Raw genomic sequence first — 13,862 nt, 5'->3', positions numbered from 1 at the left:
AAAAGGGGAGGGACACAGCCCTCGCGTCCCTCCCCTTACATTTGTTCACTTACAGAACGCTCTGCGCCTCGCTAGCACCCGGCGATAATCTCGCGCAGGGCTGCAACCAGCTTCTCGTTGTCCTCGCGCGTGCGCACGGCCACGCAGAAGTAGCGGCCATCGGAAAGCCCCGGCGTTCCTTCCAGCTTGCGAATAAGGAACCCGGCCAGCTGCAAACGGTTCGCCAGCTCTTCGGTGTTTGCCACGTTCAAATCTAAGTCCGGGCCGTTCTCGAACGTACACATGACGTAGTTCGCCTCGGCGGGGAAGATGTCGATACCCGGCACCAGGCTAAGCATGCACTGCATCCAGGGAATTTCGTACTCCAAAAACTCGCGCGTGCGTTCCAAATGCTCGCGCTCAGCCAGGGCTAACTCGCCCAGTACCTCGGCAAACATGGGCACGCAGGAACTGTCGTAGAAGCGCGCGATCTGCGCGATGGTGTCAGGGTGCGCCACGCAGTAGCTAATGGGAATGCCCGGCATGGCGTACGGTTCGCAGAACGAGCGCACCACCACCAGGTTGCGATGTTCGCGTACAAGCGGCACCATGCTTTCGCCGCCGAGCGTCAGCTCAATGGAGCGTTCGTCCACCACCACCCACGTGCACGCTTCCAAATAGGAAAGTAACGTGGGCAGGGGCAGAAGGCGGCTCGTGGGATACCCCGGGTTCGCCAACACGGCGGCATCGAACACAATACCGTGGCGAGCAGCCGCCGCGGGGTCGGGCATCACAAAGCCAGCGGGCCCAGAAATTTCCACCACGCGATGACCAGCGTTGCCGGCCGCAAGTGCGTACTCAACCGGGCCCGGCACCGTCACGCCCACCGTGCAGGGCTGATAGGTTTGCGCAACGGCACGCACCATGTCGCCCACAGTTGAGCCAACCAAGAACGACTCCACCGGCATGCCGTGCTGACGCGCCAGCACACTGCGCAGCGCGTGGGCCTCGCGGTCAGGCGGGTAGTTCAACTCGCCGGCCGTGAGGGCATCTTGCATGGCGCGAATGAACGAGGGCGGCGTCCCCAGCGGATTCGCCGTTCCCGAGAAATCAATCCAGTTCATTTCGGTACGGAGTTCATAGGGAGGGGAGAGCAGCTGTTCAGGCAGTGCAGTGACTGCGGCACGCACGGCAGAGCGCGCCTCGCTTCCGTTCGGCATCTTTGGTGTCTCTCCTTTCCCGTTCGAACCCGTGTGTGCATGAGGGCCAAAGGGGAATCTGAAGCGTACGTTTCAGCTGGTGGCAGATTCAGAAGCGGCCGTGCATGCCCATGGCATCCAGCCGCGCGCGGCACGTCGGATGCAAGGGAATGATTATCCTAGCACAACTTGGCAACCGGCGCGCGTCGCATGGTAGACTAATCCTTATATGAAGCCAGAATTCCCGCAAAGCGCAGCGCCCCTCCACGGCGCCAGCACCCCCGCACGAGCGGCGGGAACTGCCACCACGCCCGCTAGCGTAGAAAACACGGGGGCGGAACGCGATGCCTTACCGCTGGAGCCGTGGGAAGGCCCCGCCATTTTGCTGGTAGACCTGGATGCGTTCTTCGCGTCGGTTGAGCAGCTGGACCACCCCGCGTGGCGCGGCAAACCGGTCGTGGTGGGCGGCGACGCGGACAAGCACGGCGTGGTGTCCACGGCCTCGTATGAGGCGCGTGTCTTCGGCGTGCGCAGCGCCATGCCGGCCTCCACCGCCAAGCGCCTGTGTCCCCAGGCCATTTGGACGCACGGCCACTTCGACCGCTATCGCGAAATGTCGAACAAGATTATGGACATCCTGCGCGCTGAGACGCCGCACGTGCAGCAGGTGAGCATTGACGAGGCGTTTCTCGATGTGACGCCCACCACGGTGAATCGCGAACACCCCGTGGCGGTGGCGCGCCGCATTCAGGTGCGCGTGGAAGAGTTGGGCGTGACGTGCTCCATTGGTGTGGGCACGTCGAAAACCATCGCAAAAATTGCCTCTGATATGGATAAACCGCGTGGGTTGACCGTAGTGTATCCCGGCGGCGAGCGCGACTTTTTGGCGCCGTTGCCCGTGCGCACCATGAGCGGCATCGGCGCGGCGGCCGAGGAAAAACTGCGTACCCGCGGCATTCGCACGCTGGGGCAGCTGGCCGACGCCGACCTAAATATGCTCGTGCGCCTGTTCGGTAAGAACGGCCGCGTGATGCACCTGCGCGCAAACGGCGGCGACGATGCGCCGGTTGAGCAAGACGACATCGTAAAGTCGGTGTCGAACGAAATGACGTTTGCCGTCGATCTCACCGAACGCACCGACATGGAAGCTGCCATTGCCACGATGGCGGCGAAGGTGGGGCGGCGCCTGCGGCGCAAAGGGCTGCGCGGCCACACGCTCAGTTTGCGCGTGAAGTTCAACGACCTCAGCGTGCGTTCGGTGCAGCGCCAGCTGCCGAACCCAAGCGACGACGAGCTGGCGTACACGCCGCTGCTCTATCGCATGGTGGATGAAATATGGCGCCCAGGTATGCCGCTGCGCCTCATAGGTGTGGGCATGAGCGGCTTTGACGAGGTAGCGGTGGTGCAGGAAAGCCTTTTCGACGTGGCCGAAGCCGCGCCCACCGAAGACGACGTGGAGCCCGTGATAGCTGACGCGCGCAAGCGCCGCGGTCTCATTGAAGCCACCGACCTTGTGAAAAACCGCTTTGGCGAAAGCGCCGTTCGCTTCGGCCACGAACTCCGCAACGACGAAAACACCACCGGCTCCGCCGCCAAAAACCCCGCAGACTATAAATAGTTGAATGCTCCGCCTACGGCGGAGAGGGCGATTCGTGACGCTTCTGGCGTAATCGGTAGCGCGTAAGCGCGTCACACTTTTTGCTATCGCTTGTCAGCCAGGAAGAACAAAGCCATAGTGCCGGGGCCCGAGTGGGCGCCGATCACCGGGTCGACGTAGTTGATGACAACTTCCTTTACGCCGAAACGCTCCTTCACCTGGTCGGCCACATATTCGGCCTCTTCCAGGCAGTCACCGTGAGTGATGAACACCATTTGCTGGTCGATGGGCTGAATGGCCGACTGCTCCATGTGATCCACGAGCGCGTTCAGCGACTTCTTGCGGCCGCGCACCTTCTCCAAAGGTACCAAGTGGCCCTCGTCGTCCACGTGCATGACCGGCTTGATGTTCAGCATGGTGCCCGCCCAGGCCGCCGTCTTGGATACGCGGCCGCCGCGGAACAAGAACATGAGGTCATCCACCGTAAACCAGTGGGCCAGATGCAGCTTGTTTTTCTCCAGCCAGTCGCGCACTTCTTCGATGGAGGCACCGGCGCGGGCGCGCTGCACGGCGTGCCACACTAACAAACCCTCGCCGCCTGAGGCCGCCAGCGTATCCACCGCAAGAATGGTGCGCTCAGGGAACTGCGCGGCCAAATCGCGCATCAGCAGCTCAGTGGCCTCAAACGTGCCCGACAGCCCGCTCGAAAAGCCAATGTACAAAATGTCGCGGCCCTGCTCCAACAGCCCGCGCATAAGCGCCTCGGAATCGGCCAGGTTCGGCAGGGAGGTGGTGATCACCTTGCCGTCGCGCATCATGGTATAGAACTGCGCAAGGTCGGTGTGTTCGCCTTTGAGGTAGCTTTGATACTGCTCGCCGTCCACCATAAACGTGAGGGGCAAAATGTGCAGCCCGAAATCATCAATCATGTCCTCAATGAGGTTACTGCTTGAGTCGGTGACAATTTCAAAATTCATAGCGGTCCTCCGATGCGCTCTCGCCGCCTAAGCGACGGGTGATGTCCTCGGTAAAGTATACCTATTTCCCTGCAGTTTCCTGTGTCACATTTTTGAAATGTGGCCCCGCCGCGCGGGAATGTGCGCGTATTGGCCGCGCATTCGCCTATACTATAGCGGTTTGAAAGAAAAGCGTCTTGACGCGCTGAGCATAAGATGAAAGGTACGGACGGCCGTGGCGAATAGTTACAAAGAAACGATGAACCTGCCGAAGACCGACTTCGCAATGCGGGCAAACCTGCCCGAAAGCGAGCCGAAGCGCCTTGCGAAGTGGGAAGAGGAGCGCATCTACGAGCGCGTGCTGGAGAAGAACAAAGACGGCAAGCCGTTTATCCTGCACGATGGCCCGCCGTATGCGAACGGCCCCATCCACATTGGCCACGCTTTCAACAAAATCCTCAAGGACTTTGTGAACAAATCCCACGCGCAGCGCGGGTTCTTCACGCCGTACGTGCCGGGTTGGGACTGCCACGGCCAGCCCATCGAGCACATGGTGGAAAAGACGCTCGGCCCCGAGAAAATGGCGAAGATCGACCAGCCGACGCTGCGCCGCCTCTGCCGCGAGTGGGCCGAAAAGTACGTTGACGTGCAGCGCGAGGGTTTCAAGCGCCTGGGTGTGAACGGCGACTGGGAGCATCCCTACCTCACGTTTTTGCCGAACTACGAGGCCGGCAACGTTGAGGTGTTCAAGAAGATGTATCTGGACGGCTCGGTGTATCGCGGTCGCAAGCCCATCCATTGGTGCTCGCGCTGCCATACGGCGCTCGCCGAGGCGGAAATCGAATACGGCGACGAAACTTCTCCCTCTATCTTTGTGAAGTTCAAGCTGGACGTGATGCCCGGCATGTTTGAGACCGCGGGTGCCACGGGGGATGCGTATGTGCTCATCTGGACCACGACGCCCTGGACGCTGCCGGCAAACACGGCCGTGTCACTGGCGCCCGACGCCGACTACGTAATGGTGGTCGCGGATGGTTCGAACATGATCATGGCGCGTGAGCTGGTGGAACAGGTGGCTGAAACGGCTGGCTGGCAGGACTGGCATCTGGTGGAAGAGTCCACGGGCACCCTGGTGTCTTTGAAGGGCCGCGAGCTCACGGGGCTCACGTACACGTGCCCCATCCGTCAGGATCTCAAGGGCACCATCATCTACGGCGACCACGTGACGCTGGACACGGGTACCGGCTGCGTACACACGGCCCCTGGTCACGGCCAGGACGACTACCTGGTGGCGCTCGAATTCGACGTGCCGCTGCTCATGCCGGTTGACGACAACGGCGTGCTCACCGACGAGGCGGGCCCCTTCGCCGGCCTTTCGGTGGACGACGCGAACCCGGTTATCATTGACTGGCTGCGCGAGCGCGGCACGCTGGTGGCTGAGAAGAAGATCACGCACAGCTACCCGCACTGCTGGCGCTGCCACGAGCCCGTCATCTTCCGCGCCACCGACCAGTGGTTCGTGTCGATGGACAAGAATTCCCTGCGCGAGGATGCGCTCCATGCCATCGATAACACGGTGGAGTGGATTCCCGCGTGGGCGAAGAACCGCATCGGAAGCATGGTGGCCGATCGTCCCGACTGGTGCATCTCGCGCCAGCGTTCGTGGGGCGTGCCCATCCCTGTGTTCAAGTGCGCGAAGTGCGGCAACACGGTGGCGAACGAGGCCACGTTTGACGCGGTGATCGACCTCTTCTATCGCGAAGGTGCCGACGCGTGGTTTACGCGCAAGCCGTCCGAGTATCTGCCGCGCGGCATCAAGTGCGAGACCTGCGGCTGTACCGAACTGGTGCCCGAGAAGGACATTTTGGATGTGTGGTGGGAGTCGGGCGTGTCGCACACCTCCGTGCTGAAGCACCGCGCTAATGAGGGCCTGCGCTTCCCGGCCGACATGTATCTGGAAGGCTCTGACCAGCACCGTGGCTGGTTCCAGTCATCCCTCCTCACCAGCATGGGCGCCTACGGTGTGCCGCCGTACAAGAGTGTCATGCACTGCGGCTTCACGGTGGACGGCGAGGGCCGTAAGATGTCGAAGTCGCTCGGCAACGGCGTGGATCCGGCCGAGGTTATGGCGAAGTCCGGCGCCGACGTGCTGCGCCTGTGGGTGGCGAGCGTTGACTACTCGCAGGACGTGAGTATCTCCGACGAGATTCTGCAGCGCACGAGCGAGGCCTACCGCCGCATCCGCAACACGTTCCGCTTCCTATTGGGCTCGCTCGACGACTTCAACGACGAGCGTAACGTCGTCACCGAGTGGGATGTGCTTGAGCCGATGGATCAGTGGATGATGGTGCGCACGCAGCACCTGCTCGCTGACGTGGAAGCAGCCTACGACGACTACAAGTTCCACCTGGTGTATCGCGCGGTGTATGACTACATCGTGAACGATCTGTCGTCGGTGTACATGGACGCCACAAAGGATCGCATGTACTCTGAGGCGCCCGATTCGCCGCGCCGCCGCGCCGTGCAGACTGTGCTCATGAACATTCTTGAGGTGCTTGTGCGCGTGCTGTCGCCCATCCTGTCGTTCACGACCGACGAGGTGTGGGAACACTACCCGGTTGCGCTGCGTGAGCGCGAAGGCCGTCCAACGAACGTACAGTTGGCGGGCTGGCCTGAGCGCCGCGACTTTATGCCCGCGCTGCCCGAGCATGCCGCTGCCGAGAAGATTGCCGAGAACTTCGGCGTGGTGCTGGGCGTGCGCGAAGTGGTGACCAAGGCGCTTGAAGATGCCCGCGCGGAGAAGGTCGTCAACAAGAGCCAGGAGGCGGCCGTCGTGGTGCGTGCGCCGCGCTCGGTGCTCGACGTGACGGAGCAGTTCGACCGTGAGGTGTTCGAGGAGCTGTTCATCGTGGCGAGCGTGGCCTTCGAAGAGGCCGACGAGCTGGCGGTAACCATCACGCCCGCTACCGGCGAGAAGTGCCCGCGCTGCTGGAACTACCGCGAACTGGGCGGCAACGCTAACCATCCGGATGTGTGTGAGCGCTGCGGAGATGTGCTGGACATCCTCGCGGCGAAGGGGGAGTAGGCTCTTGGAGGAGCAGAAGCACGCCGAAACCGCCAGCCCTGCCCCCGCGCGGCTGGCGGGGCTCTCACGCCCCCGCGCTGCCGTGATTCTCGCTGCCCTTGTGGCAGTGTGGTTCGCGCTTGACCAGCTTACCAAGGCATACTTCAACGGCTCGTTTGCGGTGGGCGAGGTGGCCGCGGGGCCGTTTCTTGGCCTCGTGCGCTTCCGCCTGGTGCACAACACAGGCATGGCCTGGGGACTGTTTGGCGACTCGACGTTTCTGCTGGGCGTGGTGTCGCTTCTGGTGTGCGTGTTTCTAACCGCGTATCTTTTCGTGCTTTCGCCGCGGCCGAGTGTGTTGGAAACCATCGGCGTGGGGCTTGTGGTGGCGGGTGGCCTCGGCAATGCGCTAGACCGCTTCACCCTGGGTTACGTGGTGGACTTCATCGAGCCGGTGTTTATTGACTTCCCGGTGTTCAATGTGGCTGATATTGGAGTGATGTGTGGGTTTGTGCTGTTTGTGGTCGGCATGCTGCTCAGCTATCGTCGCGCGGCGCATGAGGAACGCCAGCTTGCGGCATCGGGCGAAGAGGGCGAGGATCAATGAGTCGTTCGCTCTGTCATATCGTGGCCGCACCTGATGCGGGCATGCGCCTTGACGCGCTCTTGGCGGAGCGCGGGTTGTACCCCAGCCGCAGCGCTGCCGCGCGCGCCATCGAAGAGGGCGTCGTGTTCGTGAATGGCACCGTGGTGGCCAAGAAGTATGCCGTGGCTTCCGGCGACACCATTGTCTATGAAGTGTCCGAAGACCCTGCTCCCACCAAGCTGGAAGGCCAGCCCATCGACCTGGACGTGCGCTTTGAAGACGACCATCTTATGGTGCTGTCGAAGCAGGCGGGGCTTGTGTGCCACCCGTCGGTCGATCACTACGACGGCACGTTGGTGAACGCGCTCGTGTATCGCTGCGGGGCGGGCAATCTCTGCAATGTGCAGGGCGAAGATGACCGCCTGGGCATTGTACATCGCCTCGACCGCGACACAACGGGCCTTATGCTGGTGGCCAAGGATAACGCAACTGGCGAGGCGCTCATGGCCGACATCCGCGACCGCGCCGTCGACCGCCGCTACCTGGCGCTCGTGCATGGCGTGATTGCGCACGACACCGGCATGATTGATGCGCCCATCGCACGCTCGGCCAACGAGCGCACCCGCATGGCTATCCGCGACGTGCCCTCGGCGCGCGACGCTGTTACCACCTTCCGCGTGCTGGAACGCTTCGAACACGGCTCGCGCGACGACGGCTACACGCTCATCGACTGCAAGCTCTTTACCGGCCGCACGCACCAAATACGCGTGCACATGGAATACGCCAAGCATCCGTTGGTAGGCGAGCCCGTTTACACGTCGAACGCGCCGAAAGATGCGGCGGCAAACTGCGGACTTGAGCGGCAGTTTCTCCACTCGTTCATGCTGTCCTTTGAGCACCCGATGACAGGCGAGTCCCTTTCCTTCGCCGACAATCTGCCAGCCGACTTGCAAGGGGTTCTTGATGCCCTCGCGCCGCGCAGCACGGGGCGCACGGAGGCGGGCGACGAAGTGTTCTCGCTTCTAAGCAACGCGCCCCACCCGTATCTTTAGTCCTGCGCAGGTTCCGGGATAATTCCGCTCTTTCGTTGTTCACTGGTCGCAAAGCGCCGGCGGAAGGCTACACTGGTGCCGAATCGTCAACGACGAGGCAACCTGTCTCACACACGAAAGGGACTGTCATCGTGCACGAGCAAGACCGTTGTGGCATCCTTCTGGCGAATACCGGCACGCCGGCCGAACCGCGTCCTCACGCAGTGCGGAAGTATCTCGCAAAGTTCCTCTCGGATCCGCGCATTGTTCCCATGAACCGCGTGGGATGGTGGTTTATTCTGCACGCATTCATCCTGCCGAAGCGCGGACGGGCCTCGGCTGAAAAGTATGCGGCCATCTGGACCGACGAGGGTTCTCCTTTCGCCGTTGCGCACGACAAACTTCAGCATGCACTGGAAGCGCGGCTTCAGGAAGAAGGCTTCGATGTGGTGGTGCGCTGCGGCATGAGCTACAGCGAACCGTCCGTACACGATGCCGTTCGCGACCTCAAAAAGGGCGGGTGCACACGCCTCGTGGTGCTGCCGTTGTACCCACAAAGCGCGCATTCTACGACGGGCGCTGTGTCCGACGGCGTGCAGCGGGCGCTGCGTAAGGAGCGCTGGGATGTGCCGCTCACCTTCGTGGACAACTACCACGACAACGGCACCTACGCGCGCGCCATCGCCGCTTCCATCAAGCATGCCGGGTTTAACCCTGATTCTGATGACAAGGTGCTGTTCTCATTTCACTCCATTCCGCTCACGGATATTGAAGAGGGCGACACCTACGAGCTGCAGGCGGGAGCTTCCAGCTTGCATATAGCTGGTGAGCTGGGCATAGACCGTAACCGTTGGACTATTGGGTATCAGTGTCGCTTCGACAAGGGACGCGAATGGCTTTCGCCCTATACCACCGACGTGCTGGCACGTTGGGCCGAGGCACGGGTTGGGCGCGTGTTTCTCGTGTGCCCGAACTTCGCCGTGGATTGCCTGGAGACGCTCTACGACGTTGACCACGAACTCAAGCCGTACTACTACGACAAGATTAAGGAAACGGGGGGCACCCCGCACGAGGACAGCCTCGTGTACGTTCCCTGCCTTGACCGCAGCCGCGCGCACGTACGCGTACTGGCCGACGTGCTGCGCCCCCATGTGGAAGGAGACCGCTGATGGCCGAACGAGAAGCGCTGAGCGTTGAGGAAGCGCGCGACGCACGTCCCACGGTGCTGGTGGGTGTTACGGGATGCATCGCCGCGTACAAGTCCTGCGAGATCGTGCGCCTTCTGCAGAAGGCTGGCGTGCGCGTAAAGGTGGTCATGACCGAACACGCCACCGAATTCGTGGGGCCCACCACGTTCCGCGCGCTCACGCGCGAGCCGGTAGCGGTGGGGCTGTTCGACAACCCGTCGGACCCCATCCACCACATTTCGCTTGCTCAGGAGGCCGACGTCTTCGTTATTGCGCCGTGTACCGCGAACGTCATTGCCAAAATTGCGAACGGGTTGGCCGACGATCTGCTGACCACGACCGCGCTTGCCTGCACGTGTCCGCTGGTGGTGGCACCGGCCATGAACGTGAATATGTATGAGAACCCCGCAACGCGCTACAACATCGGGAAGCTGCACATTCGCGGCGCACGTATTGTGGAAGCGGACGAAGGGTATCTGGCCTGCGGCGATGTGGGGCGCGGGCGCTTGGCGGAACCCGTCGACATCGTGAGCGCGGTGCTGGATGAGGTGGGGATGACGCACGACTTGGCCGGACGCCGCGTGCTCGTGACGGCGGGCCCCACGGTGGAACCGCTTGATCCGGTGCGCTACCTCACGAACCGCTCATCGGGTAAGACCGGCTACGCCCTTGCGCGCGCGGCGGCGCGACGAGGGGCGGAAGTGACGTTGGTGTCAGGCCCGGTGGCGCTTTCTGCACCGGAAGGCGTGCGCACGGTGCACGTGGAAAGCGCGCGTGACATGCTTGTCGCCGCCGAGGCGGCGTTTGCTACGGCCGACATCGCGGTGTTTTCTGCTGCAGTGGCAGACGTACGTCCAAAGGAAGTGGCAGCTCAGAAGCTTAAGAAGGGTACTGAGGGTGTGGACTTGAGCACTATTGAATTGGTGGAGAACCCCGATATCTTGGCCACCCTTGCCGTCAGGAAGCGCCCGGAGCAGGTGGTAGTAGGCTTCGCTGCTGAAACCAACGACGTGATAGCCAACGCCCAGAAGAAACTCTCCACCAAGCACGCCGACCTGATTGTAGGTAATGAGGTGGGAGAGGGTCGCGCGTTCGGCACCGACGACAACGAAGTCTGGTTTGTCTCAGCCGAAGAAACCTACGCGCTCCCCCTTATGTCCAAAGACCGCCTCGCCGACGAAATCCTCGACAAAGCACTCCAGTTCTTCAAGTAACACCCAATGCTACCGTAGGGCAAGGGCTCTGCCCTTGCCGCTGCGAAAAAGTGTGACGCGCTTCGCGCTAGGAATGTGAGAAAACTTGTGGCATACTAGCCAGCGCGATAGCGCGTCACACTTTGTCCGCGCCAATCTGGCAGGTAAGGAACTTTCGTTGTGGCGCTTCATGCTGAAAATCGTCAATTCGCGTAAATTCCTTCTTGAAATGTGAAAGCGTTACCGGTAAGATAAGCAAGCTGTTTGAAACGCCCCGGGCGCAACAAGCAGGAAAACGGGTTGTGGCGCAGTTTGGTAGCGCACTTGACTGGGGGTCAAGGGGTCGCAGGTTCAAATCCTGTCAACCCGACCAGCAACTACACAGGTCGGAAGTTCAAAACTTCCGACCTGTTTCTTTTCCGGGAGGGAAGTATGAAACACCGCGTAACGGTGACCGTCCTCGAAACCACGGTGAACACGGCGCTTCAGAAAGCGTATCTGGCGAATCCTGAAAGCGGGCCGTGCCCTTGCTTCTCCGAGGGCGACGTTTTCGAATTCTGGCGCGAAGAGGGCCGTGACGATTTCTACCGGTTTGGCGGAGACACCCGCTTTCCCTGTGCGGAGGCGTGGGATTGCATCAGCCGCTACCTCTACACTGGCCTGCAAGGTGGCGCATTCATGCAGAAGTGGACTCGCGACGAGCGCGTGATGATTGCCTGCTGCAACGATGGCACGCGCCCGGTCATCTTCAAGCTTGAGCGCAGTGACGTGCCCGAGACCGACGAAGATCGCCGCTACCTTGAAGAGCACGATTTCACCTGGGGTGCCGCTGACGCCTATACCGGCTAGGCTGCCTTTCTGCCGTGTTACACGGCGGTATCAGATTACCCTCGATGCGCAACGCGCTGCCCACAACTCGCATACGGCCCGCTCATGTGGGGGTGTGTGTCGCTCCACTCCACTATGCTCCAAGATGAAGATTGACACAGTGGTGGAAGGAGTGGTGCAATTATGAGCATTATTGTTTGGATTATCATCGGTGGTCTTGCGGGTTGGGTTGCGAATATGATCATGAAGTCCGACGGCGGCCTCGTGAAGAATATCGTGACGGGCATCGTCGGCGCCTTGATAGGCGGGTTCGTCATGAGTTTCTTCGGCGCTGCGGGCTTTACCGGCTTCAACCTGTGGTCGTTTGTGGTGGCGCTTATTGGTTCGGTCATTTTGATTGCCATCATCAACCTGCTCACCGGCAAGCGCGCGTAAAGACGCAGCACCTAAAAAGGGGGCTGTAATAGAGCCCCCTTACTGCCAGGTCAATCGTAGGCAACTACAATTGACCTGGCACCTTTATGTTTGCTGAGCGGTAAGGGCAGAGCCCTTACCCTACGGAAAGCTTACTCTCAGTGGCCGCATTAGTTCAGCGGTATCTCCACGTCTCCCACAGTGATGGTTGCCACTTCGTTCACGTCGATGAACTGGGTGAACATTGAACTGGTATGACAGATAGTCTCGCCCTCAACTTCGTCCGATCCCCAGGCGCCATAGGTGGCATCAATAGTGCTGCCGTCTTTCATGGTAACCACAATCGTTGGCATAAAGCGCATCAGTTCGCGTGTGGATTCATTAGCGGCCAAACCTGAGTTTTCCTGCAGTGAGAGATGATCGTTCACCGTGTAATATACGGTTATGGCAATGGGGGAGATGCTTACCGAGTTAAGTTTCGCATCCATCCCGCCAAGGTTAAAGTACTGACCTGCGGGTACGTCAACCGTTGTGTCCTCGTAGTTGATAACAAATTCCATCTCCCAGGGGCCCTCAGCAATAACGATGTCGTTTTCCTTATCGTTGTAAGCCGACAAGTGTCCAAATGACACACGCGCCGTTTTGCCAATAAGTGTCTCGCCGTCTGCCATGGAGGCTGACATCTTCATAACGAGCTGAATAGCGTTATCTGCTGGGTCAGCATCATAGAAATAGGAGCTGCCTCCCGAGCCAGTCATCCCTTTAATGCTATTAAGGCCACCCCCGATGCTCATGGGTAATGCTCCGCCCTCCAAAGGCTCGATGCCCTCGAAGGGGGTTCCGTCGACGTTTGTTACGGTGAACACGATGGCATAGTTCGAGCGATCACCAATGATGGCATCGGCGGTTATGGTGACACCATCTGCTGTAGCGCTTGCTCCTACCGGGCGCCCAATCTTGTCAACCACTTCTGTCTGTGCAGGCGCGCCGCCGAACAAATCGGAGAAGGCCTGCTCCATGCTCACCAACACACCTGACGCGTACGCGCCGCCGCCCACAGCCAGTACAAGCGCCGCCGCAGCAGCCACCGCGGCAATCACGCGCCACCGGTGGCGACCACCGCGCACCGCTGTGACGGGCGCCGTTGCCTGCGACTCAGCAGCAGCCGCTGCAGTCACGTTCTGCACGAGGCGTTCCTTCGCCTCAGGCGAAAAATGCAAGGCATCCAGCGCCTCGTGATACTCAGGAAAGTCTTCATTCATGGGTGTCTCCTTCTAAAAGGGTACGCAATTTTGCGCGACCACGGCTGAGGTTGGCATGCACGGCATCCTCGTTGCGGTCGGTCATGCGGGCAATTTCCCGCGCGGTGTAACCTTCGTAGTAATACAGATACAGTGCCTCGCGAAACGCCTCGGGCAATTCCATCACCGCTTCCAGCACGGCATTGTCGGGCGGCTCCGGCGCGGCGGCGGTGGCTGCTGCTTCAAGAGGTGCGGATGTACGCCGGCGTGCACTTTTCAAAACATCCTTGCAGGCATTCGCCGTCGCCCTGATTACCCACGCGCGCTCGTGTTCGGCATTCTGGAATGTCTGCGCGCTTCCTATGAGTTTGATCAGCACGGTTTGGCAGATGTCTTCCGCGTCATGCGTGGACTTGAGGTAGGTATAACTCACACGCAAGATAAGATCCGCGTAGGTGTACACCAGCCGCTCCGCCTCGTGATCGCGTTCTGTTCTCGTGTTCATGCCTTGTCTTTCTGGTTGTCCCGGTTATGCTGGTGTTTCAGCAACGTCGCTTCACCTGCAATACGATTCAGGACCGCTTTTC

The 13,862-nt window shown here is 60.7% G+C and carries 12 protein-coding genes and 1 tRNA gene; 9 read left to right on the top strand and 4 right to left on the bottom strand.

The window, feature by feature from the left end; all coding sequences use genetic code 11:
- Positions 1 to 71 precede the first annotated feature (71 nt).
- Positions 72 to 1,199 (bottom strand): pyridoxal phosphate-dependent aminotransferase, encoded by a 1,128-nt coding sequence (locus QNJ86_RS01055; protein ID WP_283830709.1) that lies wholly within the window; start codon positions 1,197 to 1,199, stop codon positions 72 to 74.
- Positions 1,200 to 1,407: 208 nt separating this feature from the next.
- Between QNJ86_RS01055 and dinB the strand changes: the two genes are divergently transcribed.
- On the top strand, positions 1,408 to 2,796 hold the full coding sequence (gene dinB / locus QNJ86_RS01050; RefSeq protein WP_283830708.1) for a DNA polymerase IV: 1,389 nt from the start codon (positions 1,408 to 1,410) through the stop codon (positions 2,794 to 2,796).
- Positions 2,797 to 2,879: 83 nt separating this feature from the next.
- Here dinB and QNJ86_RS01045 read toward each other — a convergent pair whose 3' ends face one another.
- Positions 2,880 to 3,752 carry a DegV family protein gene (locus QNJ86_RS01045; protein WP_283830707.1) on the bottom strand — a complete coding sequence of 291 codons (873 nt, stop codon included), beginning with the start codon at positions 3,750 to 3,752 and terminating at the stop codon, positions 2,880 to 2,882.
- A 214-nt stretch (positions 3,753 to 3,966) separates the two neighbouring features.
- Between QNJ86_RS01045 and ileS the strand changes: the two genes are divergently transcribed.
- From ileS to QNJ86_RS01005, 8 genes are all read left to right on the top strand, one after another.
- Entirely contained in the window at positions 3,967 to 6,816 is a 2,850-nt protein-coding gene (gene ileS / locus QNJ86_RS01040; protein ID WP_283830706.1) for an isoleucine--tRNA ligase, read from the top strand.
- A gap of 4 nt (positions 6,817 to 6,820) precedes the next feature.
- On the top strand, positions 6,821 to 7,402 hold the full coding sequence (lspA, locus tag QNJ86_RS01035) for a signal peptidase II (RefSeq protein ID WP_283830705.1): 582 nt from the start codon (positions 6,821 to 6,823) through the stop codon (positions 7,400 to 7,402).
- Positions 7,399 to 8,433: an RluA family pseudouridine synthase gene (locus QNJ86_RS01030; protein WP_283830704.1), complete on the top strand. Its 1,035-nt coding sequence runs from the start codon at positions 7,399 to 7,401 to the stop codon at positions 8,431 to 8,433. Before lspA ends, QNJ86_RS01030 begins: the two co-directional genes overlap by 4 nt.
- A gap of 131 nt (positions 8,434 to 8,564) precedes the next feature.
- On the top strand, positions 8,565 to 9,581 hold the full coding sequence (gene hemH / locus QNJ86_RS01025; RefSeq protein ID WP_283830703.1) for a ferrochelatase: 1,017 nt from the start codon (positions 8,565 to 8,567) through the stop codon (positions 9,579 to 9,581).
- A complete protein-coding gene (gene coaBC / locus QNJ86_RS01020; RefSeq protein WP_283830702.1) occupies positions 9,581 to 10,813 on the top strand; it encodes a bifunctional phosphopantothenoylcysteine decarboxylase/phosphopantothenate--cysteine ligase CoaBC in 1,233 nt (410 codons plus the stop codon). The genes hemH and coaBC overlap by 1 nt, the downstream gene beginning before the upstream one ends.
- 275 nt (positions 10,814 to 11,088) lie before the next feature.
- Positions 11,089 to 11,165, top strand: a tRNA-Pro gene (locus QNJ86_RS01015).
- 59 nt (positions 11,166 to 11,224) lie between these two features.
- Entirely contained in the window at positions 11,225 to 11,641 is a 417-nt protein-coding gene (locus QNJ86_RS01010) for a TIGR04076 family protein (protein WP_283830701.1), read from the top strand.
- 162 nt (positions 11,642 to 11,803) lie between these two features.
- Positions 11,804 to 12,055 carry a GlsB/YeaQ/YmgE family stress response membrane protein gene (locus QNJ86_RS01005; protein WP_283830700.1) on the top strand — a complete coding sequence of 84 codons (252 nt, stop codon included), beginning with the start codon at positions 11,804 to 11,806 and terminating at the stop codon, positions 12,053 to 12,055.
- 149 nt (positions 12,056 to 12,204) lie between these two features.
- On the opposite strand, the gene QNJ86_RS01000 is transcribed toward QNJ86_RS01005, so the two are convergent.
- Entirely contained in the window at positions 12,205 to 13,296 is a 1,092-nt protein-coding gene (locus tag QNJ86_RS01000) for a DUF4179 domain-containing protein (RefSeq protein WP_283830699.1), read from the bottom strand.
- Positions 13,289 to 13,780: an RNA polymerase sigma factor gene (locus tag QNJ86_RS00995; protein WP_283830698.1), complete on the bottom strand. Its 492-nt coding sequence runs from the start codon at positions 13,778 to 13,780 to the stop codon at positions 13,289 to 13,291. Before QNJ86_RS00995 ends, QNJ86_RS01000 begins: the two co-directional genes overlap by 8 nt.
- Positions 13,781 to 13,862 lie beyond the last annotated feature (82 nt).

This window comes from Gordonibacter faecis (assembly GCF_030077735.1).
Classification (GTDB): domain Bacteria; phylum Actinomycetota; class Coriobacteriia; order Coriobacteriales; family Eggerthellaceae; genus Gordonibacter; species Gordonibacter faecis.
This window is presented reverse-complemented; position numbering and strand designations above follow the sequence as displayed.

What these genes read in the sequence shown, in the direction of transcription:
- QNJ86_RS01055 (WP_283830709.1), bottom strand. Translation starts at nt 1,199, where the DNA reads ATGCCGAACGGAAGCGAGGCGCGCTCTGCCGTGCGTGCCGCAGTCACT.
- dinB (WP_283830708.1), top strand. Translation starts at nt 1,408, where the DNA reads ATGAAGCCAGAATTCCCGCAAAGCGCAGCGCCCCTCCACGGCGCCAGC.
- QNJ86_RS01045 (WP_283830707.1), bottom strand. Translation starts at nt 3,752, where the DNA reads ATGAATTTTGAAATTGTCACCGACTCAAGCAGTAACCTCATTGAGGAC.
- QNJ86_RS01030 (WP_283830704.1), top strand. Translation starts at nt 7,399, where the DNA reads ATGAGTCGTTCGCTCTGTCATATCGTGGCCGCACCTGATGCGGGCATG.
- coaBC (WP_283830702.1), top strand. Translation starts at nt 9,581, where the DNA reads ATGGCCGAACGAGAAGCGCTGAGCGTTGAGGAAGCGCGCGACGCACGT.
- QNJ86_RS01010 (WP_283830701.1), top strand. Translation starts at nt 11,225, where the DNA reads ATGAAACACCGCGTAACGGTGACCGTCCTCGAAACCACGGTGAACACG.
- QNJ86_RS01005 (WP_283830700.1), top strand. Translation starts at nt 11,804, where the DNA reads ATGAGCATTATTGTTTGGATTATCATCGGTGGTCTTGCGGGTTGGGTT.
- QNJ86_RS01000 (WP_283830699.1), bottom strand. Translation starts at nt 13,296, where the DNA reads ATGAATGAAGACTTTCCTGAGTATCACGAGGCGCTGGATGCCTTGCAT.
- QNJ86_RS00995 (WP_283830698.1), bottom strand. Translation starts at nt 13,780, where the DNA reads ATGAACACGAGAACAGAACGCGATCACGAGGCGGAGCGGCTGGTGTAC.